The organism is Vibrio sp. 10N.239.312.C11 (genome assembly GCF_041466065.1).
GTDB classification, from domain to species: Bacteria; Pseudomonadota; Gammaproteobacteria; order Enterobacterales; family Vibrionaceae; genus Vibrio; species Vibrio tasmaniensis_A.
In genome coordinates, this window is the sequence record NZ_JBFSRZ010000017.1 from 19179 (window position 1) to 40710 (window position 21532).

Here is a 21532-nt window from a genome sequence, read left to right on the forward strand (position 1 = left end):
TTACACTTCCTCTATGTGACCGACATGCATTTTCAAGGTTCGTTGGCAACGCTGTGCGAGCTTAGGGTCATGCGTGACGAGAACAAGCGTTGTACCGTGCGATGAATTAAGTTCGAACAACAGCTCGACGATTTTCGCTGCCGTTTGTTGGTCTAAGTTGCCTGTAGGTTCATCAGCAAAAAGGATTTTTGGCTTGATCATAAACGCGCGAGCTAAAGCGACTCTTTGTTGTTCACCGCCTGATAGCTGAGATGGCAGGTGATCAAGCCTGTCTTTCAAGCCCACTGATTCAAGCAAAGCCGTCGCGCGTTCGATGTCTTCGTCTTCACCTTTCAACAAACAAGGCAGCGTGACGTTTTGCAGGGCAGAAAGGCTTGGGATCAATAAGAAGCTTTGGAAAACAAACCCAACGGATTCACTGCGGATTTTGGCTCTCGCTTCGTCATCAAGCTGTGATAGAGGTTGGCCTAACAAACTGATTTCGCCAGAAGTTGGCACATCGAGTCCTGCAAGCAGTGTCATTAACGTGGATTTACCAGCACCTGAAGTACCGACGATCGCAACCGTTTCACCCTCACGAATATCGATATCAACATGCTCTAAGATTGTTAAATGTTCTTGATTAGTAGACACTGTCTTCGAAACAGCTTCTGCTTTAATGATGGATGTATGCATGACTCGACTAATTTCCTTTTTATTCTTAATTATATTTTCAACCGCTTCTTTGGCTCAAGATACCGAGTTAGATTCTAAGTTACTGGTGCTTGGTGATAGCTTGAGTGCTGGTTATAACATGGACATCAAACAGAGTTGGCCAAGCCTGTTACCAGACGCGTTAGCAAAGCATGACAAAACGGTAACCGTGGTCAACGGAAGTATTTCTGGTGACACAACTGGCAATGGCTTAGCTCGTTTACCACAATTGCTTGAAGAACACGCCCCAGACACTGTTCTTATCGAACTCGGTGCGAATGATGGTCTTCGTGGATTCCCACCTAAGCTGATGTCTGCGAATCTTGATCAAATCATTAAGCAGATAAAAGCTGCGGGCGCGAAACCTATTATGATGAAGATTAAAATCCCACCGAATTACGGTAAGCGTTACAACCAACAGTTTGAGTACGTTTTTGCAGCGCTTGCTGATCAACAAAACGTGCCACTTTTGCCGTTTTTCCTAGAGCATATCATCCTCAAACCGGAGTGGATGATGAACGATGGACTGCATCCAAAACCAGAAGCTCAGCCTTGGATTGCTGAATTTGTCGCCAAAGAATTATATCAGTATCTTTAGGTTTTAATGGTCTAGCTCAATAAATTTTACACAGCTTTACGTTAGCCTGAGTGCATATCACCGTTAACTGTAAGGTTATTTATGCTGATCGAACCTATTATCAAGGGTGTGGTAGCCAAAAGCGCTCACCCTCTAGGCTGTCAAGAAGCCGTAAAGCAACAAATCAAGTTTGTTAAGAGTGCGCCGCAGATCAAAGATGGCCCTAAGCGAGTACTGATTATCGGTGCTTCCTCTGGCTTTGGACTTGCCGCTCGCATTGCCCTCACCTTTGGCGGTGCAAAAGCTGACACCATCGGCGTCTCATTCGAGCGCGGTCCTAACGAAAAATCCCTAGGCAGCGCTGGTTGGTACAACAACATTTATTTCAAGAAAGAAGCCGAACGAGAGCAACGCACTGCTATCAACATTGTTGGCGACGCATTTTCACAAGAAACACGTTCACAAGTTGTCGAAGCCATTGAAACCTACTTCGAAGGTGAAGTGGATCTAATTATCTATAGCTTAGCCGCTGGCGTAAGACCCAAACCAAATACCGAAGAATTCTGGCGCTCTGCCATTAAGCCAATCGGTGAAAGCGTGACTGGTGCGACTATCTCACTAGAGCACGACAACTGGGTGACCAACACACTTGATGCTGCAACGGAAGAAGAAGCCGAAAGCACACTCAAAGTCATGGGCGGCGAAGATTGGGAACAGTGGATAGATGAGCTGATCAATGCTGAATCTATTGCCCCAGGTTGCAAAACCATTGCTTTTTCTTACGTTGGTCCAGAAGTCACGCACCCTATCTACTTAGACGGTACTTTGGGCCGCGCTAAAATAGACCTTCATCAAACAAGTCACGCACTTAACCTTGAACTAGCTAACTTTGGCGGTAATGCTTACGCGACCGTGTGTAAAGCATTAGTGACCAAAGCGAGTGTGTTCATTCCGGGGCTAAGCCCTTACCTACTCGCTTTATATAGAGTGATGAAAGAAAAAGAGACCCACGAAGGTTGTATCCAACAAATGCAACGCTTATTCAGCAGTAAGCTGTATGGACAAACCAAAGTACCACTTGATGGCGAGCGCCTAATTCGGATGGATGAATGGGAACTCGACCCAGAAACCCAAGCTCATGTGACTGAACTACTTGAAGCTATGGATGAAAACAACTTCCAATCAATCGGTGACTATCAAGGTTTTAAAGAAGAGTTTTTACAGTTGAACGGTTTTGCTCAACCATCGGTAGACTATAAAGAGAAACTTAACACTGATGATTTTATAAAGTTAAAGCCTTAATCGAAACTTATCTCATTACTGAGACCCAGATTCACATTTGAAAACCTCCGCAAAATTGCGGAGGTTTTTTTGTGCAACATTTCTTATACTTAGTTAATGTAATATTCACAGTTTATTTGGTTCATCTTAATTAACACAGGATGTGTTGATGCATTTAGCATAATTGACTCGGAGTCATATGAAGAAGATAAAAACGATAGACTTAGATATCCCTGACGATATGGCCTCCAGCTGGCAAAATATTGTCGACCTCTTAGCTCAAATCACTCAAGTGCCTGCTGCACTTATCATGCGTGTTCATACCAACTACATTGAAGTTTTCTCTACCAGCCACAGTCAGGATAACCCTTATAACAAAGGCGATTCTGAAACATTAGGAAATGGCCTTTACTGCGAAACAGTGATGGAGTCTCAGCAGCAGCTTTTAGTACCCAATGCGCTTGCCGATGCTGATTGGAAAAACAACCCCGACACAAAGCTTGGCTTAATCTCTTATTGTGGCATTCCGCTATTTTGGCCTAACGGCGAATTGTTCGGCACCATTTGTATCTTGGACTCGAAAGAAAATCACTACACGCCTACCTATATTAAGCTATTAGAAAGCTTTCGCACCTCTATAGAATCTCAATTAAAAACCTTGTTTCAACACGCTAAGCTCACTCAAATGAATCGTGACTTAAAAAGCCGAGTTGCGACTCGCACTAAAGATCTCGCGAGTCTTAATTATTCATTAAACCAAGAGATTGATAAGCGCAGAGCGGCAGAACAAGAGATCAATTTCCAAAAAAATCACGATCTCGGCACGGGTTTTTTGAACCGAAGTGCTTTTGAGTCGCGCTTAGATCAGAAGTTGTTGTCACAACAAAGGTTTACTGGTGGCTCACTCGCAGTAATCCATATTGGATTTACTAATGGCAGGCGCATTCAAGCTCGATATGGCTACAACGCGTTAGACCAAGTGCTTGTTGAATACCGACAACGCATCGACAGTATCTCTGATGTCGAGGTATTAACTGCGCGCCCTACTTCGGTTGACCTTGTGTTGGCGTTCAGCGTTAAAGATTTGCACCAACGTATCGAAGAACTATGCCAGACACTGGTAAAAGTCGGTCATTCAGAATTTGACATTGGTAGTGACAAAATTCATCTGCATGCCTTTATAGGGATTGCGATTACTGAGCACGACGATGGTGCTGACAGTATTATCCAAAAATCTTCAGAAGCGATGTTGGCATGTAAAGATTCCGGACAGAAGTTCGCTTACTATTCTCAGTCTCATGCTGAAGAACAAAGTCATATTAATAAGATTGAAGGTTATTTACTCCAAGCGGTTCGTAATGATGACCTTATGCTCTATTTTCAGCCTAAAGTATGCCCGTTGACTCATCGCTGGGTTGGTGCAGAGGCTCTACTGCGTTGGCGACACCCCGTTCTGGGAGACATATCTAACGAAACTTTAATACACATGGCCGAGCAAAACGGATTGATTTTCGAAGTGGGAAATTTTGCTCTGCGCAACGCTATAGAGCAAGCGAAAGAGTGGTCCGAATACGTTGAAGATTTCAAAATAGCCGTAAACGTATCTGCTATTCAATTGAAGAATGTTGATTTCGCAGACCAAATTATTCACCTGTTGGAAACCTATCACCTAGAACCTCATTTCTTAGAACTTGAAGTCACGGAAAGTTGCCTCATTGCAGATGAAGTCGTCGCGAAAAATACATTGGAATCGTTACACAATATTGGCGTTACATTGTCACTGGATGACTTTGGGACGGGCTATGCCTCATTTAGTTACCTTAAGAAATTCCCATTCGATACGATTAAAATTGATAAGAGCTTCATCGACCAAATGCTCAACTCACAGGAAGACTCGGAGATCGTTCGGTCCATAGTCCAAATCGCGAAAAAGCTCGACTTAAAAGTCACAATTGAAGGCATAGAATCGGAAGTTCAAGAGCAATTTATCATCAATGAAGGCTGTGATGTGGGACAAGGTTACCTTTATGGCAAGCCAATGCCGAGCCAAGAATTCGAACACAGCTTAATCAATCAAAACTATTTGGGGACAACTCGTTACGCTTAAGGCGAAAAAGAGCACTTTGTTTTGGATTTAGGCCTACTTTCTCTTTACTCTATAGGTGGTGATTTTTATAATCGCCGCCTTTCTGTTTTATCTTCCCTTTATATAGGCATTCCTCGTTATGGATCAGTTGACTGCAAAGCTTAAAAAGCTCGAAAAACAAAACTTCCGCGCATATCAACAAATTAAAGGTCAATACGACTTTGCTGATTTCGAATTACACATCGACCACGTTCAAGGTGACCCGTATGCATCATCTTCACGTTTTCGCGCAACACGCGCTTGGTCGTTAACAGGGTTAGATTGGCTTAAAGAAAAATCTTACGAATACCAAGTAGCAGCACGTGACTTCATTGCACGTAGCTTCTCTGAATTTGCTAAGCAAGAAGTGACCGTGTCTATCGCACTAACCGGCCAAACTGTTTTGGATAACACATCTGTGGTTTTCACCGAGCACGGTATCGAAATTCGTTTTCGTATCAACCTACCCGCTGATGGTCGTAGTATTCTTGCAAAGAAAGCAATCAACATCATTACATTCTATTTGCCTAAGTTTATTCGTCGCGCAACGCTTGAACGCGAACTCAATATTGAAGCGATGATTAAGCATTGTGAAGCTGTTGAAGACCAAGACGCATTGCGTGCTCAATTGGAAGAAAACAACCTAGCGGCATTCGTAGCAAATGGCAGCGTATTACCTCGTATTGCAGGTAACTGCGACCTGCCAATGAAAGGCGCGGTTCCTTTCCTAGCACCAGAGTCTTTAAGTGTGACGCTAAACGCGCCAAACCAAGGTGATGTGACTGGCCTAGGCATTCCAAAAGGTATCACGCTAATCGTTGGTGGTGGTTTCCATGGTAAATCTACGCTGTTGAACGCTGTTGAACGTTCTATCTACAACCATATTCCTGGTGACGGTCGTGAAGGTATCGTGACGGCGACTGATACGATGAAGATCCGCGCTGAAGATGGCCGCTGTGTTCACAACTTGAACTTATCAAATTACATCAACCATTTGCCGATGCAAAAAGACACATCTGATTTCAGTACACAAGATGCATCAGGTTCTACATCGCAAGCGGCTTGGCTACAAGAATCGATTGAAGCAGGCGTTCAAACACTACTTATTGATGAAGATACGTCAGCGACTAACTTCATGATTCGTGACGAACGTATGCAAGCGCTAGTATCAAAAGGTGCTGAGCCAATCACTCCACTTGTTGACCGTATTGGCCAACTACGTCAAGAAATGGATATCTCTACCATCGTTGTAATGGGTGGATCTGGCGATTACCTAGACGTGGCTGACACTGTGATTCAAATGCACGACTACCAAGCAGTAGACGTAACTGATAAAGCACAAGAAGTGATAGCTCAACACCCTACTCAACGAACTAACGAATGTGAGACCGCATTAGAAACGTTTGTTCCTCGCTCGTTAAACCGCGCTGCATTGATGAACATTCTTACTGACGGCAAATTCCGAGTTAACGCGAAAGGCAAAGAGTCACTGCGTTTTGGTAAGGAATTCGCGGACCTTTCTGCATTAGAGCAGTTAGAATCAACGTCAGAAGTGAACGCGATTGGTTGGGCCTGGTTCCAGTTTGCACAAACTCCAGGTTGGTCAAACAACCCAGCTAAAGAGTTTAGCGCTATCTTAAGCGATGAATGGCATGTGAACATGCCAAACTACGGTGACTTAGCGAAACCAAGAGTTTTAGATGTAATGGCTGCTCTAAACAGAATGCGTAAATCTCAGTTCAAACCTTCGAACTCGAACTCCAACTCGAACTAATATGTCGCGTTAAGTTAACCTTATCTCGTATTACGGCTCTCATTTATGAGAGCCGTTTTTTTGCGTTCAATTCCTATATTTCTATCTGATTCGGCCACTCTTTACGTGACTACATTGTTGGTCAGCGCTTTAATCATAGAAATCCCAAAAATCATGACATAGCTTTTACAAAACTATGGCGATATTCAGATAAAGTTCCGACTCGATAGGTGTAACTAAATGTAACAGACTCTTGAGGCTTCAATGAATCATAAACGCGTTAAGATGCGTGACCATAAAATCGAAGTAAACCTATTCAAAAACCGTGTAATTGTGGCGTTTTGTGGGATCTTACTGTTCACTCTCGTCTTAGTCGCCAACCTGTACCGACTTCAAGTCGACAATTTTGAAAGCTATCAAACTCGTGCTGATGGCAACAGAATCAAAGTATTGCCTATCGCGCCTACTCGCGGGCTAATTTACGATCGTAATGGTGTGTTGCTTGCCGAGAACAAGCTTGTATTTAATCTAACGATGATTCCCGAGCAAACAGATGATGTCGATACCATGCTCGCCAAGTTAGACAAATACATCCCGCGTGATGTTGAGCAGATCGCTCGATTCAAAAAACGTTATCACAACACGCGCCGTTTCAAATCTGTCACTATATTAGAGAACCTAAGTGAAGAAGAGATTGCTAAGTTCTCAGTGCACCAGTACCAATTCCCCGGCTTATCGATTGATACGAACTTAAAGCGCTTTTACCCAAATGGAGAGGTGCTGACACATGTCTTAGGGTATGTGGCACACATCAATGATAGTGACCTAAAGAAGCTAGAAGAAAAAGGCATCGAAGCGAATTATCAAGCGACGACCATTATCGGTAAGCTCGGTGTCGAACGCTATTACGAAGATATCCTACACGGAACCAAAGGCTATCAAGAAGTTGAAGTAAACAGTCGTGGCCGTGTTGTTCGGACTATTGAGTACGTGCCGCCAGTTGCAGGCAAAGACATAGTATTAAATATTGACCTTGAACTGCAAAAATATGTATTTGAGCAACTTGATCACCGAACCGGAAGTGCGGTTATCCTCGATCCAAAAGACAACAGTGTACTGGCGATGGCATCTAGCCCAAGTTATGACCCTAATCTATTTGTCGACGGCATTTCGAGTAAGAACTACCGACGTCTATTGAATGACCCTGCTCACCCGTTGGTGAATCGCACCACACTGGGCGTTTACCCCCCAGCATCCACCATCAAACCATTTATGGCCGTTGCTGGATTACAAGAGCATGTTATATCAGAAAACACCATTCGTGATGATCACGGTTCATGGCAAATTCCCGGTTCCAAACGCAACTCTAAATCATGGCGAGACTGGAAACGCTGGGGTCACGGTCCTGTTGACGTAACTCAAGCGATTGAAGAGTCGGTGGATTCATTCTTCTATCAAACCGCCTTTGATTTAGGTATTGACCGCATCTCAAGTTGGATGAATCGCTTTGGTTTTGGTGAACCTACGGGCATCGATATCTATGAAGAAAGCACCGCCAACATGCCAACTCGAGAATGGAAGATGATGCGTTATCGTACACCTTGGTATCAAGGTGACACCGTCCCTATTGGTATTGGCCAAGGGTATTGGACATCCACGCCAATGCAACTTGCCAAAGCAACCTCGGTACTGGTTAACCATGGGAAGGTAATGTCACCTCATATCTTGAGAGCTACCTTAGATCACGGTGAAGATTTTGATACGCAAAAACTTGTTGAACCTGAGCCGATGCTGTCGATCACTGAAGTACCAGACGAGATATGGGATGTACCTATTAATGCGATGCGACTCGTAAACCACGGCAGTCGAGGTAGCGGCAGACGTGCATTTAAAGGAACTGACTACACTAGTGGCGGTAAATCGGGAACAGCCCAAGTATTTGATCTTGCAAAAGATCAGGTCTATAACTCCAAGAAACTGGCTCGGCATTTACTAGACCATGCGCTTTACACGGCCTTCGCACCTTACGAACACCCTGAATATGTCGCGACTGTGGTCATCGAGCACGGTAATGGTGGTTCCAAGGTCGGTGCTCCTTATATCCGTAAAGTACTCGACTATGCATTCGAACATAAGAGTGGCGAAAGTAAAGATCACTCATAGCATAATAAATGAAGTTGTAACGACGCTTAACCTAGTAACAATACAAGCGTAATGACGACAAAGCCCCACTTGTGTCACTCACAACATGGTGCTTTTCAATTTTATATATAGGGCTTAAATTTCACTCTAAAGAGTCAATAAACAGCGCAGTAAGAGTTACGTCGATCATGAACTTCGTAATACATGCCACGCTTCACAAAGCGTCTGGAATTTTGCCGTATTGCCCTCGTCTCTATCGGGATGCCACCGCAACGCCAGCTGTCGCCAACGCTTTCTTATTTCCTTATGCGTTGCGTCTACAGGGAGATCAAATAACTTCAATGCACGGTTTTTATCTAAATTGAGCGTATCAACGCCAACAAACTTTCTGTACCGAGTCCAAAACTCGTTCAGCAGCCTTTTGACTTCACCTTCATCCGCTTCATAGTTAGTCCAATTAGTGTAGTAGTCTCGAAGTGGCTCTTGGTGATCAATGCTGTGGCTATTTCCATGATAGCTTCCATTCATCAATTCAATATCCATTGCTTGAACTTGAAGCCAACCATCAGGGTGCAACGTTTCTTGAAGCTGATACAGCGCATTCATGATGAGAAAGTTCTTTTTAAATAACTCCTTCTCGGCTGCTGCATCTAATACAGGCATAAACCCAAGGTCGTTTAGATGAGCCGCCAGTGTGTGTACTTTCCATCCACTTGGTTTTCGCTTAAGCACTTCCATAATGGGCCAGAGCAAAGGGTTCTCCATATGGCTATGAAAGCTCGCTCTCACACCTTGATTATTCGACATAGTTGGCTCATTTGGGTTATTAAGTTGTTAGCTTGTTAGGCATGATGAATTGCCCTAGGTCAGTGGGCTGACTTCTCTTAATTGAAAGCGATTTTCTACGATTTGTCGAGCTTAATGGAACACCACATTCAATTGCTTGGCTCAAGAGCCCGTTATCCATCAAAATTACGCAGCTAAGGTGACCAGTAATTGGCTATGATTGGTTTAGCTCTTTGGAAAAACAAAAAAAGGCCAGCAATTTTGCTGACCTCTGATATCTATACCAATTTTAGCACAAGGAACTAGTTAATTAGATAACACCAAGCTCTCTTAGACGTTCCATTAGGTATTCATTTGCGGTGTACTTCTCAGACAGTACAACTTCCGGTTTTGGGTGAAGGAATAGTGGCAAAGAGATACGAGATTTCTCTTGGCGTTCACCTGATGGGTTAATTACACGGTGAGTTGTCGATGGGAAGTAACCACCTGATGCTTCTTGAAGCATGTCACCAATATTAATGATCATATTACCGAAGTCACATGGAACATCTAACCACTCGTCATTCTGAGCTTTAACTTGAAGGCCCGGCTCATTTGCTGCAGGAAGAACAGTCAGTAAGTTGATGTCTTCGTGAGCGGCTGCGCGGATAGCACCTGGCTCTTCATCGCCTTGCATTGGTGGGTAATGAAGAACGCGAAGCAGTGTTTGTTCGCTGCCATTAATCATTTCAGAAAGCGCGATTGAGAACTTCTCTTGTACTTCTTGAGGCGCATGTGCTTCAACCCAACCTAATAGTTCTTGAGCAAAAGCATTAGCACGTTGGTAGTAATCTAGAATCTGTTCTTTTAACTGTTCAGGAATCTGACCCCAAGGGTATACGTGAAAGTATTCTTTGATGTCTTTTACAGTGTGGCCCTTAGCAACTTCAGAAACTGAAGGTGGAAAATATCCATCTTGTGTTTCAACATTGAAGTGGAAGTTCTCTTTCTCTTCAGAAATGAAGAATTGGTACCAGTTCTCGTAAATTGACTCAACAAGCTCTTTTGGGATGGGGTGATTCTTAAGAACACCAAAACCCGTTTCACGTAGAGATTGAACAAATTGTTCTGCTGCGTCGTCAGCAAGGTAATCGACAGTTTCCAGTTTCATGACTTTTCTTTCTTGTTATGTAGTAATGCAATGATTTTAAGGATCGCTTTGTTGTAAATCAAACTTTTGTGAAACTCCGCCAACCGTTTGTCTAGATACTGGGCGATAACACTACTTTTCAACAAATCTAGTGATTAGAACGCAATTGAACACCGTTCATTATTGTGTAACTATACAAAAAACTTATAAAGGATCTGATGATGACAATTACACCACTTGCTCAAAATAGACCTCTACTCTCACTAACTGCTGTCTATCTTGTTATCTTTCTCTTTTCAGCCTTTGCGCCATCTTCAAGAGCCGTTTGGATCGCTGAGATCGTCCCTGCTCTCGGTATTCTTATCGGGATATGGTGGCTATCCACCAAGCTCACCTTTTCTAAGACAGCTTATGCTCTGATGTTTATCTGGCTTATTTTGCACACGATAGGCGCAAAATATACCTTCGCAGAAGTGCCATTTGAATGGTTCAATAACCTTATCGGCTCTGAGCGCAATAACTTTGACCGAGTAGCCCATTTCTCTATTGGTCTTTATGCCTATCCACTCGCAGAGTATTTGATTCGTAAGAAATTGGCTCAGCCGATACCAGCCTGTTTCTTTGCCCTATTTGCGATCATGAGTGTTGCAGCAGGTTATGAAATTATTGAGTGGTGGTATGCAGAGATTGCAGGTGGTGATGAAGGTATCGCGTTCCTTGGCTCACAAGGTGATATTTGGGATGCACAGAAAGACATGCTGTGTGATACAACGGGTGCCATTGTCTCGCTATTACTGTTGCAACTTCAAGGACGAGTTAGAGCTCATTAAGCGCTAACCTTTCTTCTGAATATAAAAAACAATGTCAAATGCCACACGCATGATGTGTTGCGGCATTTTTTTTCTGTACTACTTCATAGTTACCTTGCCCCCCACAAACTTGTAGGCAGGCGTACCTCGAACCAAGGTATCTCGCGCAAATTCAATTCCGCATTCAGGGCACACACAAGGGTCTTTTGTGAAATCTTCGACTATACGTTCCTTAAAACACTTTACGAGCGCCCCTTTGCCGCCTTTCCGATATTTAAAAAGTTGCGTTTTGCATTTCGCACAGAAAATCTGAACCGTTTTAGTCGGTTGTTTTTTGTTTGGTTTAGCCATAGAAGTTAATGATTGAACCCTTTATTTCTTAAGTTTAGGTGCGACAAGAACCAAGCTTATCCCAAGTAAGATAACAGTCGATGAGATAATAAATTGCATAGTAACAGGTTCAGATAACAACAAAACGCCACCAAGTGTCGCGATAACGGGAACAGAAAGCTGTGCAATGGATGCGACCACTGTATCCAGTTTTTTCACCACGTAATACCACAAACTATAACCCACACCAGAAGCCACTGAGCCCGACAATATTGCGTAAATCAAGCCTTGTTCTGTGATGGATATTTGCGATGCCACATTAGGGATGACAAGTAACAGGCTTACTAACACAAGGATCACTAACGAGCTAAATGCAAAGTTGCAAGTAGTGGATTGCAACGCGTTCGTGGATTTCTTACCCGCAAGTGTATAAATTCCCCAACCTACTCCAGCCAGAGCTATCAATATGATGGAGGTTATATCGGGCGAACTTGTCGAATCCGTCGGCATGAGTAAGTAAACGAGCCCAGAAACTGACAACAAACAACCACACCACTCTAACAATGACATTCTATTGCCAGCTAACAGGTGTGCGGCAATCATCGTAAATTGAACCGCGACAAACAGAACCAAAGCACCGAGACCTGCACCAAGCTCTAAGTAAGCAAACGAGAAACCAAACATATAAACGAGGAGTGACAATATTGATGTGAATTGAAACGGTAATTTGAGCTTTGTCTCTACCGACTTGTCGTTGTTTACTAGCTCCTCTCTAGACTTAGAGTGGGAAGACAAAGTTAATAAAATCAGAAGTGTAAGGGCACCCGATATGATACGAACGATCGAGAAACTCAAAGGATCAATGGTTTGATCCATCAAAGCCCAACGACACAACACTGAATTGGCAGCAAACGCCACCAGCGTTATAAATGTGATCATCACCGTTTGCATCGTGTTGTCCTAATCAAGTTATCTCTGGTCTTAGTCAACGTCCGGTTTTACCCAAACTTGGCTAAAGTCGAACCAACCGAGTGCATTACACTTTGCGTTCTGCAGCGTACCGCATTGATCTTTGTTAACGCCTAACCAACAGTGGAACATTGGAATCAATTGATTGCTTTGCACCAATTGTTTACCTAACTGTCTTGCTGGGAATTGCTCGAATTCGCCCGAGCGCCAACGATCGATCATGTGACACCATTGATCGAAGTCTTCTGCCGGGCTAGATTCATCGAGAAAGCTGTAATCCATCAACCAGCCCGCTAACGCGTCATCTCTATTGTTAGCGATACCCATTGGATTAATCCAAATATCGACATTATCGGCGTGTGGAGGATCGGTTTCGTAACCATAAAGTTCAACGTCGACGTCATATTGCTTCAACACTGTAACAATAGCCTTCGCAAGTGTTGGAAACATTGGGTGTTGGCATTGGTAAGCCAATCTAATGGTTGGTTTCGCATTCGCTGGTGGACAAACCGGCGTGTTCAACTTGATGTCATACCAACCGGGCTTTATCCCATAAGCGTGTAACACTCCCAAATCGATAACAGTTTCTTTCGGAATGTGTACAAACAGATCGGCCGCATTCAAAGTATTAGATAAAAATTGCGCCCATGCAGGATCTTGTGCGATGCCCTTTTTCCGATTCAACAGTAGATAGGTACAGCCGGGATCAAGTTCGACTTCGTCGCTATCGCCGCGATCCGCCATTACAGGCTTAGAAAGGCTTGGGTAAACCATTGAAGAGTAAGCCTCATCAACAACCCAAACCTCAACACGATCAATCAATGGCCTAAAACCAAAATATCCGTTGAAAGCCGTTAATACGAGTTGTTTATCATCATTCTTTTCAATGCGATACGGGCCTGTACCAATCGGTCGAATATCGTAGTCTTCACCACGTAAAATCATCGGTAAGGTGACTTTGGCAACGGATTCAGTCAGAGCGAGTGGGAAGTGTTTATCTGGTCGCGTTAAAAAGACATCAACCACACAGTTTGCCGGAGAAGAGACGTCTTTTATATGTGAGAACATATTGAGAGGTTCGAATGCTAGCAGCGTATCCACAACATGATTAGTTAACAAAGGCTCTCCGTTATGAAAACGGACTCCGGGTCTCAAGAAGAATCGCCATTGATAATCGCTGATTTTTTGCCATGAATGAGCAAGATCGGGCTGTAATTGATCGTTCTCATCCAAACGTGTTAACCCACTGAATACCTGACAGGTAATATGCTGCTCAGATCGTCGCATCGACTTTGTCGGGTTAAGCATAGAAAGCGGTCGGTAATAAGGCAAACGAATAACCTGCTCACCTTCCTGGTATTGCACACCCAAGTAATTTTGAATAACTTGAGTCAGCTTGGCTGCATTGTGATCAAGCACTGACAGCGCTTGTCCAATTTTACCTTCTTGTAAGTAGCGTCTTGCTAAGTTTTCACTGACATCGCAACGATTCTGCTTAAAAATAAGTTGAGATAACTTACCTCGCCCAGCCGCAGGTAACCACTCAACCCATCCTTCTTCTTCAAGCTTATTGAGTACCATCCGGGCATTACGACGGGTACAACAAAGTACATCCGTGATGTCGTCGAGCTGAACATCAGAATCTTTACCATCGAAGTATTCAAACAGGGTTTCAAATTGAACGCGAAGTCTTGGGCTGCTCATAAAGAGGAAAACTTATTCAAAGGACATTGAATTCAGTTTCCCTATTTTAAGACTTAAAATCAATCTTACTGATGTGATTTTCTTGCGATTTATTAGGTATGGTGTCCTAATATTTGATTCAAATAGAAGGTCTAAGTCTTTTGCAGTATACGATTACATCACATCGCAGCCGATTTCATTGGCAATATCTCGAAGCTGCTGTTCGTTGTCTAATTTAATCGACCACTTGCATTCAGAACCATTGGCTGAAATGACATTTGCCCCTTTTCCTATCAGTTGGATTGCATCAACTTGAGCTTGTAGCGTTGCTCTGTGCTCACCATCCAAACGAACGACAAGCTCATGTGCGGTTGCGATGATTTTCCCACTTTTAAACGTTATGACCATGGATTTCTCGGACTATTTTTAAATACAGATTACTTCTTATAAATACAAACACAGCTAACTAATGCTTAGCCTATTATCGCTTATGTTTCTTCACAGCAATAGTTAAACGACTTGTACAGACTAAGCGTTGACGCTCATCCGTGATGTTTATCTGCCATACTTGGGTAGATACACCTAAGTGAATAGGCTCAGCAGTACCGACAACATGACCTTCGCGCATGGATCTAACGTGGTTTGCGTTGATATCTAGCCCAACGCAATAGTAGCCTTCTGGAACGCAAAAATTAGCAGCCAATGAGCCAAGCGTTTCTGCTAACACAACCGATGCGCCGCCATGGAGCATACCTAAAGGTTGGTGGGTAAAATGACAAACCGGCATGGTTGCCACCAAAGAGTTGTCGTTGACCTCGGTGTATACAATATTGAGGTGTTCAATTAAGGTATTTTTTGAGGTCGCGTTGAAGATCTCTAGGTCAACGGGCTTTTTCCAAATACTCATGTAGGTTCCTTAATTATTGGCTTTGTTATCGCGTGTGCAGTTTTATCATCGTTAATTGGTTGATAAAACCGATAACGTTAGCATTACTGCTGGGATTATTACCGAAATAGTTATCTTACTGCTACTAGCTATTACACAAGTTGATGTTAACATGCATAAAAACCGAATACACAGAGGATATTGTATGACGTCATGGATGAAGTTTGCCTCGCTTCTTACACTCGCTGGGCTAAGTGCATGCAGCGCTTCCCCAACAGGCAGAAACCAATTACTGCTTTTTTCAGATAAAGATATGTCTCAGCTTGGAGCACAGTCTTTTGAACAAATGAAGAAAGAACAACCCATCAGCAAAGATGCAAAAACGAACGCTTATGTACAGTGCGTTGCAAACAGCATCACGCAATACATTCCTAAACAAGGTTTTAGTGAATGGGAAGTTGTTGTCTTTGACAGTGACCAAGTAAACGCATTCGCCCTACCAGGCGGAAAAATTGGCGTATATACCGGGTTGCTTAAGGTAGCGGTTAATCAAGACCAACTCGCAACAGTTATCGGACACGAAGTGGCGCACGTTTTAGCAGACCACAGTAACGAGCGCCTATCTCAGTCTCAAATCGCTAACACTGGCTTATCGGTTACTAGCATCGCATTAGGCGCATCAGAATACAGCCAATATCAAGGTATGACGATGGCTGCTTTAGGTTTAGGCGTTCAGTACGGCGTTATTCTACCGTATGGGCGAACTCAAGAGTCTGAAGCCGATGTTGTTGGCCTAGAGTATATGGCTAGAGCTGGATTTGATCCTAACCAAAGTGTCGACCTATGGCAAAACATGGCGAAGGCATCGGGTGGTAATCAGCCCCCAGAACTGCTTTCTACACACCCTTCGCACAGTACGCGTATCAAAGATCAGCAAGCGACGATCAAAACGCTTCCCCAATCGGGTTCTCCAAGACCAAATTGCAAAGCGTAATTTTACATTTGTCTAGACGCTAAACTTCGAATACAAAAATGCCCTATCCATATTGGCTAGGGCATTTTTTTGTTTTGGTTCTTGTTAAGTACCAAGAATTTGCAATGGTAGGCTTAATAGCTGATCACCAGTAGATGCAAAATACCAGATAACACCAATCAAACTACTCACTAAACCCACATACCAAACAAACGACACGACTTGACCGTATTTGTCTAATGGCAACAAGTGACTGTGGTGACGCCCTTTCCATTCGAAAAGTATTTCCACACTACCCATAATCAATAAGAAACCAAACAAGGTCAGATTCAACTGATAACTCAGTACCACACCAGCAACAGCGGCTGCGATACACAATACAATACCAAGCACGCTGTTCATTGAGAAACTGATACTTTTCAGTACATGTCCGCCATCGAGAGGCAAAATTGGCAATAGATTAAACAAGTTCAATAGCGCGTTGAATACTGCAAGCCCAGCAAAGAACATCTCGCCAGTGATCCAGTACAACACCATAAACACCAAAGACAATATCAATCCGAACAATGGCCCCATGATTGAGATAACTACATCTTGCCAGCGCGTATTGATCTTCTCATCGGATAACGCTAAACCACCAAGGAATGGTATCAAATAGATGCCTTTGGTCTTCATACCAAAGTATTTCATCGCTCTGATATGGCCGTATTCATGGAACATAAGGCAAGCGATTAGAGCTAAAGCAAATTGAATTGAAAACAGCCATGAATACGCAGCCAAGCTCGCTGAGGCAAGTACGACTTTGATTAGCTTGGCACTTTTTAATGCTTTCATACCAAGCGACACTAATCCAATTAAGCTAAAACGCTTCTCAGGTTTAGGTGCTACAACGGGAGTTTGTTGCTCGATGTCTTTAGTGTCGCGGTTACCTTCGGCAATCGTTTGACCATTGACGGAGGCTTTGTAGTACATCTCAAATGGCTGCCATTGAACTGACGCTTTGACGTGACACTGCAACGTATCTTCGCCAGATTGCAACATGAATGAGTGAGTTCGAGCATTATCTTGCTCAGAGGTCGCATCCAGTTGAGACACAAGTGTATTGTCCCAGAACAGCTGTTGCCAACCAGCCATTGAACCTTCTAAACGAAGCGGTTTTCCAAGAAACTCTATCGCGAGTAATTCCAAACTTAAATTCCAATTTAATGCCATCGTAAATGAAACCGTATTATGCCGATTTAGCGATTAACGGTAAACACAAACGAAGTTGTTACATATTTAAGCAATTGAACACTATTTATTCCGATAATGCGCATAAACATTCTGGTCACACCTCCAACCACGAATAAACCATTGATTGTATGCATATTATAAATGTTAAAGTCCCGCCCCTTAAAATTATAACTTCACAAAATGATAACTCATTCTTTGACTTTACATGAAACATGAATTTAACATGTCATTTACATTGGAGCATCACTAATAAGAATGCTCAGTGTGTTTTCAACAATAAGAATGAGATTTGATGCCCTAGGAGGGTCAAGGATGAAAACAATACAACGCTCTCTCGTTTCGCTTTCTGTACTATTTGCATGTAATTCACTTGCGGCTGGTTTCCAAGTTGCTGAGCACTCAGCCTCAGGCCTTGGACGCGCATTCTCAGGTGAAGGTGCAGTTGCCGATAACGCGAGTGTACTTGCGAGAAACCCCGCTGCAATGACCCTATTTGATACAGCCCAATTTTCAGGCGCGGTTTCTGTCGTTGATCCAGAAGTAGACATTACTCAAAACAATGTTCCAGGTTCTGGCGGACAAAGTCAGACATCTAAAGACGTCGCTCCCCTTCAAATTGTACCTGGTGCTTACTACATTAGCCCAATCAATGAGCAATGGGCTTGGGGCATTGGTATGTTTTCCAACTACGGTGTTGCTACCGATTACCCAGATGATATCTACGCGGGTGATCTAGCTGGTGATACATCACTAATGTCTGTCAATTTAAATCCAAACGTAGCGTATAGAATCGACGACCAATTCAGCATTGGTGCTGGCGTAAACCTTGTTTATGCAGAAGCTGAACTCAACCGACACCAAGGTGCTATTTCAAATGTTACTGGTGATCCTTCGTCGACGAAGTTAATCAGTATGACTGGCGAAACATTCGCATTTGGTTGGAATGTGGGTGGCTTATATGAATTGAATGAAAACAATCGATTTTCTATCGCTTATCGTTCGGAAGTTGACCTTGATTTTGACGATGGTGATTTCAAAGATTACACCGGTGGAATCGTACAAGGTAGCGCAACTGCAACGACTGGCCGCTTAAAAATTACCTTACCTTCAATTATTGAAATATCGGCTTTCCACCAACTGACCGATCAGTGGGCTATCCACTACGGTTGGCAACAAACGGGTTGGAGCAGTTTTAAAGAACTTAAAGCCACCAGTCCAGATTGTAAAGATGGTGTGTGTTTTAAAAAGACAGAACACTACGAGGATAACAACCGCTACTCGTTGGGTGCGACTTATCAGTTGAATCAAGAGTGGACACTAAGGGCGGGTCTTGCCTATGACGAGCAAGCTGGTCAAGCAACGTTAAGTATCCCAGATAGCGATCGTTACTGGTACAGCACTGGCTTGACTTACCAATACAGCCCAGATCTTTCTATTGATGCTGGTTTTTCACTTGTACAAAGTAAAGATGGTGATTTCACGGAAACTAACGAACTGGGTCAAAAGCTTGAGTTTTCAGGTGATGCAGTAGCTTACCTATCTGCAATTCAATTGAACTACACCTTTAACTAAACGGAATTCAAACATGAAAAAGTTATTTAGTGTTTCGCTGCTTGCTTCGGCGATATTTCTTGCAGGTTGTGGTGATGACTCTTCGAGTTCAGGTGCCTCAACTGCCGTTAAATATGAGCAGTACATTCAAGATTCACTGGCTCGCACAACGAGTATTAAGTTTCATCTAAGTGGTGCGAACAAAGCGGTTCCACTGCCAAGCTTTGCTCTGATGGACACGACGGATGGCACTCTAGGATTACCAACGGGTGGTAAAGATTCGTTAACGAATCCAATTGCGGCAATGAATACCATGGATGGCTGGTCTACTTCGATGCCAATCGTTATGAATTTCGAAGGTACCGGTCTTGCCGACGGTGTCGCGACCGGCGGCGTTTACATTCTAAAACTTAGCAGTTCACTCACATCCACAACACCACCAACGGTTACAGGCGTGTTGACTCTAGGTACGCACTTTAATGTGTTATCTAGCGCTGCAACGGATGCCTTTACTATTGTATTTAAAGATTCACTCGATGCTTCAAGCGAATACGTGTTGGCACTGTCGAATGAACTGAACGATGTTAATGGCGAACCGGTAGGTATGTCGTCAAGCTATGCGGCTCTGAAATCAAGTTCAGTAACCTATACTGACGGCAGCTTAGCTCAGGCACAAAAAGTAACTCAGGGTGTAGAGCAAATCTTTGCAGGGGCAAATGCCGCTGGCAAAGTTAGCCTTGATACCAAAGACATCATCTACTCGACGTGGTTTACCACCGAATCGGTTGGCGGTTCCCTTTTCGCAACAAAAGCAGCAACAGCGACTGGGTTGGCTTCTGCGAACCTAAACGGTGTATGGAAAGGCAGTGCAAACCCTAATTCGGTTGACCTAAAAGCCGCTTACACTATGTCGTTTCTTCCTGCAGTAACATTCAAAACAGCATTAGCAAATGACACTGATTTTGATAAATACATTGGTGGCGGCGACTCGACTAAGATTGCTAAAGCCAAATTTGCTATTGGGGCGAGGTACGATGCATCAAGTGCAGATGTCAATGTAAGTCAAGGGTCGGTTAAGTTACCTCACTACTTAGAAACAAGCAGCAGCAAATGGAATACTCAGCCGTTTGAATCCGCTATGCCTAGCCTAGCTAAGGTTTCAAATGCTCTAAGTAATAGTGCAGAAAAGGCGAACATGGCCGCTCAGCTTATTGCTGCTGGTATTGATGCAAGTATATTAGCGACAAGTCAAACAGAGCAGCTTAAACTCATTGGTTTAAATTTGACTCTTAAAGATGGTTCAGCACTTGATAGCGAGCGAGTCATCACCAAATACTCACCTGTTCCTCAAGTTAAATCATTAGAAGACGTCGAACTCTTACTGTTTACGCCAAATGGTTCTGATCCTACTAATGTTGTGATCTACCAACACGGTATCACCTCAGCGAAAGAAAACGCTTATGCTTTCGCTTACAACCTTGCAAAAGCAGGTGTAGCTGTATTGGCGATTGACTTACCGCTCCATGGTACACGTAGTTTAGATGATACTCGTTCGGCAAACGCTGACGTGTTAGCTTATCTGAACTTGGCGAACTTACCCGTCGCTCGCGATAACGTGCGTCAAAGTGCGCTTGATGTTATGGGCTTACGCGCATCTTTAGCCGTTTCATTAAAAGCTGGGGCACTCACAACGCCTCCATTGAAGGCATTTAATCTAACTACTGGCTCACAAGTGAAGTTCTTAGGCCACTCGCTAGGTGGTATTGTTGGAACAACAGCAGTTGCAGCCTCTAACCGTACTCTCGGTAGTGTCGCAGCTAATTCGCTTTACTCATTCAGTTCAGCAGCAATTGAAAACTCAGGGGGACAAATATCTAACCTTCTGCTTGGTTCTACAGAGTTTGGCCCTCAAGTTAAGCACAGCGTTGCATTGAGCGCTTCAACTGAGTACGCAGGCTTCGCAACCGCTAACTGTGGAAGTCTTACTAGCAAACAGTGCTACACAACGTTTGAAGCAAACGCGACCGCTGCGCAAAAAGCTACCATGACGGCCGCTTTTCAGCAGTTCGCTTATGCTGCACAAACTGTGTTGGATACTGTGGATCCGTTTACCAATGCTTCTTACCTAGTTGCTTCTGGTTCACCTCTTTTGCCTATTTATATGGCTCAAGTGCAAAGTGACGATACAGTACCAAACTCTGTCGCAAACGCTCCGTTCGCGGGAACGACACCGTTAGCAACTAAGTTAGGCCTCAAGGTGGTTGATTCGAGTAACACAAGCCCTGATGGTGCGAAGGACTTTGTTAAGTTCAGCGATGTTGCTGCGCACAGTACGTTTGTAGTTCCGCAAGATAAGACGACACCGACACCTTTGGATGAAGATCATCATGTCAGTATGCAGGCACAAGCTGTAGATTTCCTAATTGACAACGCGCTAACTTCAGCATCAATAACAGGTTCCTTCTTAGAATAAAAAACGTTGCTACTAAACAAATGCCAGCCTAACCGCTGGCATTTTTGTTTCTGCGGCCAATCAACCTTCTCTAGCTAACCGTTTGCATACAACGTTAAAACACAAATGGTTGATCTCGGCTAAAATTAATCAAGACAGA

18 protein-coding genes are annotated in these 21532 nt (G+C 43.5%); 9 read left to right on the forward strand and 9 right to left on the reverse strand.

Translation table 11 applies throughout. The features are described 5' to 3' along the window. A complete protein-coding gene (locus AB6D07_RS09695; RefSeq protein ID WP_009845334.1) occupies positions 1 to 675 on the reverse strand; it encodes an ABC transporter ATP-binding protein in 675 nt (224 codons plus the stop codon). Between AB6D07_RS09695 and AB6D07_RS09700 the strand changes: the two genes are divergently transcribed. The 5 genes from AB6D07_RS09700 to mrdA all read left to right on the forward strand — a co-directional run bounded on the left by AB6D07_RS09700 (position 674) and on the right by mrdA (position 8592). Beyond that, a complete protein-coding gene (locus AB6D07_RS09700) occupies positions 674 to 1291 on the forward strand; it encodes an arylesterase (RefSeq protein ID WP_009845333.1) in 618 nt (205 codons plus the stop codon). The two genes, AB6D07_RS09695 and AB6D07_RS09700, sit on opposite strands and share 2 nt — an antisense overlap. 81 nt (positions 1292 to 1372) lie before the next feature. Further along, complete coding sequence (gene fabV / locus AB6D07_RS09705) at positions 1373 to 2572, forward strand: enoyl-ACP reductase FabV (RefSeq protein WP_017097928.1); 1200 nt, start codon at positions 1373 to 1375, stop codon at positions 2570 to 2572. A gap of 178 nt (positions 2573 to 2750) precedes the next feature. Continuing rightward, positions 2751 to 4658 (forward strand): GGDEF and EAL domain-containing protein, encoded by a 1908-nt coding sequence (locus AB6D07_RS09710; RefSeq protein WP_017100546.1) that lies wholly within the window; start codon positions 2751 to 2753, stop codon positions 4656 to 4658. A 118-nt stretch (positions 4659 to 4776) separates the two neighbouring features. After that, on the forward strand, positions 4777 to 6450 hold the full coding sequence (locus AB6D07_RS09715) for an ABC-ATPase domain-containing protein (protein ID WP_017102140.1): 1674 nt from the start codon (positions 4777 to 4779) through the stop codon (positions 6448 to 6450). A 243-nt stretch (positions 6451 to 6693) separates the two neighbouring features. After that, positions 6694 to 8592 (forward strand): penicillin-binding protein 2, encoded by a 1899-nt coding sequence (gene mrdA, locus AB6D07_RS09720; protein WP_017102141.1) that lies wholly within the window; start codon positions 6694 to 6696, stop codon positions 8590 to 8592. Positions 8593 to 8757: 165 nt separating this feature from the next. Here mrdA and AB6D07_RS09725 read toward each other — a convergent pair whose 3' ends face one another. Together AB6D07_RS09725 and AB6D07_RS09730 are read right to left on the reverse strand one after the other, a co-directional pair. Further along, positions 8758 to 9378, reverse strand: coding sequence for a DNA-J related domain-containing protein (locus tag AB6D07_RS09725; RefSeq protein WP_017102142.1), 621 nt, complete (start codon positions 9376 to 9378; stop codon positions 8758 to 8760). Between the two features lie 289 nt (positions 9379 to 9667). Next, on the reverse strand, positions 9668 to 10507 hold the full coding sequence (locus AB6D07_RS09730; protein WP_029222768.1) for an isopenicillin N synthase family oxygenase: 840 nt from the start codon (positions 10505 to 10507) through the stop codon (positions 9668 to 9670). A 200-nt stretch (positions 10508 to 10707) separates the two neighbouring features. Between AB6D07_RS09730 and AB6D07_RS09735 the strand changes: the two genes are divergently transcribed. Further along, positions 10708 to 11316, forward strand: coding sequence for a DUF2238 domain-containing protein (locus AB6D07_RS09735; RefSeq protein WP_029222769.1), 609 nt, complete (start codon positions 10708 to 10710; stop codon positions 11314 to 11316). A gap of 78 nt (positions 11317 to 11394) precedes the next feature. Here AB6D07_RS09735 and AB6D07_RS09740 read toward each other — a convergent pair whose 3' ends face one another. From AB6D07_RS09740 to AB6D07_RS09760, 5 genes are all read right to left on the reverse strand, one after another. After that, positions 11395 to 11646, reverse strand: a complete 252-nt coding sequence (locus tag AB6D07_RS09740) for a hypothetical protein (RefSeq protein WP_009845325.1) — start codon at positions 11644 to 11646, stop codon at positions 11395 to 11397. Positions 11647 to 11667: 21 nt separating this feature from the next. Beyond that, positions 11668 to 12576 (reverse strand): DMT family transporter, encoded by a 909-nt coding sequence (locus AB6D07_RS09745; RefSeq protein WP_017102144.1) that lies wholly within the window; start codon positions 12574 to 12576, stop codon positions 11668 to 11670. 30 nt (positions 12577 to 12606) lie between these two features. After that, entirely contained in the window at positions 12607 to 14298 is a 1692-nt protein-coding gene (locus tag AB6D07_RS09750) for an SgrR family transcriptional regulator (protein WP_017102145.1), read from the reverse strand. Positions 14299 to 14451: 153 nt separating this feature from the next. Then, positions 14452 to 14685 (reverse strand): DUF3389 domain-containing protein, encoded by a 234-nt coding sequence (locus tag AB6D07_RS09755; protein ID WP_017102146.1) that lies wholly within the window; start codon positions 14683 to 14685, stop codon positions 14452 to 14454. 73 nt (positions 14686 to 14758) lie between these two features. After that, a complete protein-coding gene (locus AB6D07_RS09760) occupies positions 14759 to 15184 on the reverse strand; it encodes a hotdog fold thioesterase (protein ID WP_017097935.1) in 426 nt (141 codons plus the stop codon). Positions 15185 to 15368: 184 nt separating this feature from the next. On the opposite strand from AB6D07_RS09760, the gene AB6D07_RS09765 reads away from it, so the two are divergent. After that, positions 15369 to 16157 (forward strand): M48 family metallopeptidase, encoded by a 789-nt coding sequence (locus AB6D07_RS09765; RefSeq protein WP_017102147.1) that lies wholly within the window; start codon positions 15369 to 15371, stop codon positions 16155 to 16157. Positions 16158 to 16241: 84 nt separating this feature from the next. Here the strand turns inward: AB6D07_RS09765 and AB6D07_RS09770 are convergent, their stop codons facing one another. Beyond that, positions 16242 to 17324, reverse strand: a complete 1083-nt coding sequence (locus tag AB6D07_RS09770) for a site-2 protease family protein (protein WP_029222770.1) — start codon at positions 17322 to 17324, stop codon at positions 16242 to 16244. A gap of 357 nt (positions 17325 to 17681) precedes the next feature. Here AB6D07_RS09770 and AB6D07_RS09775 point away from each other — a divergent pair, with 357 nt between their 5' ends. Then, positions 17682 to 18941: an outer membrane protein transport protein gene (locus AB6D07_RS09775; RefSeq protein ID WP_017102148.1), complete on the forward strand. Its 1260-nt coding sequence runs from the start codon at positions 17682 to 17684 to the stop codon at positions 18939 to 18941. A 13-nt stretch (positions 18942 to 18954) separates the two neighbouring features. Beyond that, entirely contained in the window at positions 18955 to 21393 is a 2439-nt protein-coding gene (locus AB6D07_RS09780) for a VolA/Pla-1 family phospholipase (protein ID WP_017102149.1), read from the forward strand. The last annotated feature ends 139 nt before the right edge of the window (positions 21394 to 21532 follow it).

Coding starts and splice junctions, on each gene's coding strand:
- AB6D07_RS09700 (WP_009845333.1), top strand. CDS start 674: ATGACTCGACTAATTTCCTTTTTATTCTTAATTATATTTTCAACCGCT.
- AB6D07_RS09695 (WP_009845334.1), bottom strand. CDS start 675: ATGCATACATCCATCATTAAAGCAGAAGCTGTTTCGAAGACAGTGTCT.
- fabV (WP_017097928.1), top strand. CDS start 1,373: ATGCTGATCGAACCTATTATCAAGGGTGTGGTAGCCAAAAGCGCTCAC.
- AB6D07_RS09710 (WP_017100546.1), top strand. CDS start 2,751: ATGAAGAAGATAAAAACGATAGACTTAGATATCCCTGACGATATGGCC.
- AB6D07_RS09715 (WP_017102140.1), top strand. CDS start 4,777: ATGGATCAGTTGACTGCAAAGCTTAAAAAGCTCGAAAAACAAAACTTC.
- mrdA (WP_017102141.1), top strand. CDS start 6,694: ATGAATCATAAACGCGTTAAGATGCGTGACCATAAAATCGAAGTAAAC.
- AB6D07_RS09725 (WP_017102142.1), bottom strand. CDS start 9,378: ATGTCGAATAATCAAGGTGTGAGAGCGAGCTTTCATAGCCATATGGAG.
- AB6D07_RS09730 (WP_029222768.1), bottom strand. CDS start 10,507: ATGAAACTGGAAACTGTCGATTACCTTGCTGACGACGCAGCAGAACAA.
- AB6D07_RS09735 (WP_029222769.1), top strand. CDS start 10,708: ATGACAATTACACCACTTGCTCAAAATAGACCTCTACTCTCACTAACT.
- AB6D07_RS09740 (WP_009845325.1), bottom strand. CDS start 11,646: ATGGCTAAACCAAACAAAAAACAACCGACTAAAACGGTTCAGATTTTC.
- AB6D07_RS09745 (WP_017102144.1), bottom strand. CDS start 12,576: ATGCAAACGGTGATGATCACATTTATAACGCTGGTGGCGTTTGCTGCC.
- AB6D07_RS09750 (WP_017102145.1), bottom strand. CDS start 14,298: ATGAGCAGCCCAAGACTTCGCGTTCAATTTGAAACCCTGTTTGAATAC.
- AB6D07_RS09755 (WP_017102146.1), bottom strand. CDS start 14,685: ATGGTCATAACGTTTAAAAGTGGGAAAATCATCGCAACCGCACATGAG.
- AB6D07_RS09760 (WP_017097935.1), bottom strand. CDS start 15,184: ATGAGTATTTGGAAAAAGCCCGTTGACCTAGAGATCTTCAACGCGACC.
- AB6D07_RS09765 (WP_017102147.1), top strand. CDS start 15,369: ATGACGTCATGGATGAAGTTTGCCTCGCTTCTTACACTCGCTGGGCTA.
- AB6D07_RS09775 (WP_017102148.1), top strand. CDS start 17,682: ATGAAAACAATACAACGCTCTCTCGTTTCGCTTTCTGTACTATTTGCA.
- AB6D07_RS09780 (WP_017102149.1), top strand. CDS start 18,955: ATGAAAAAGTTATTTAGTGTTTCGCTGCTTGCTTCGGCGATATTTCTT.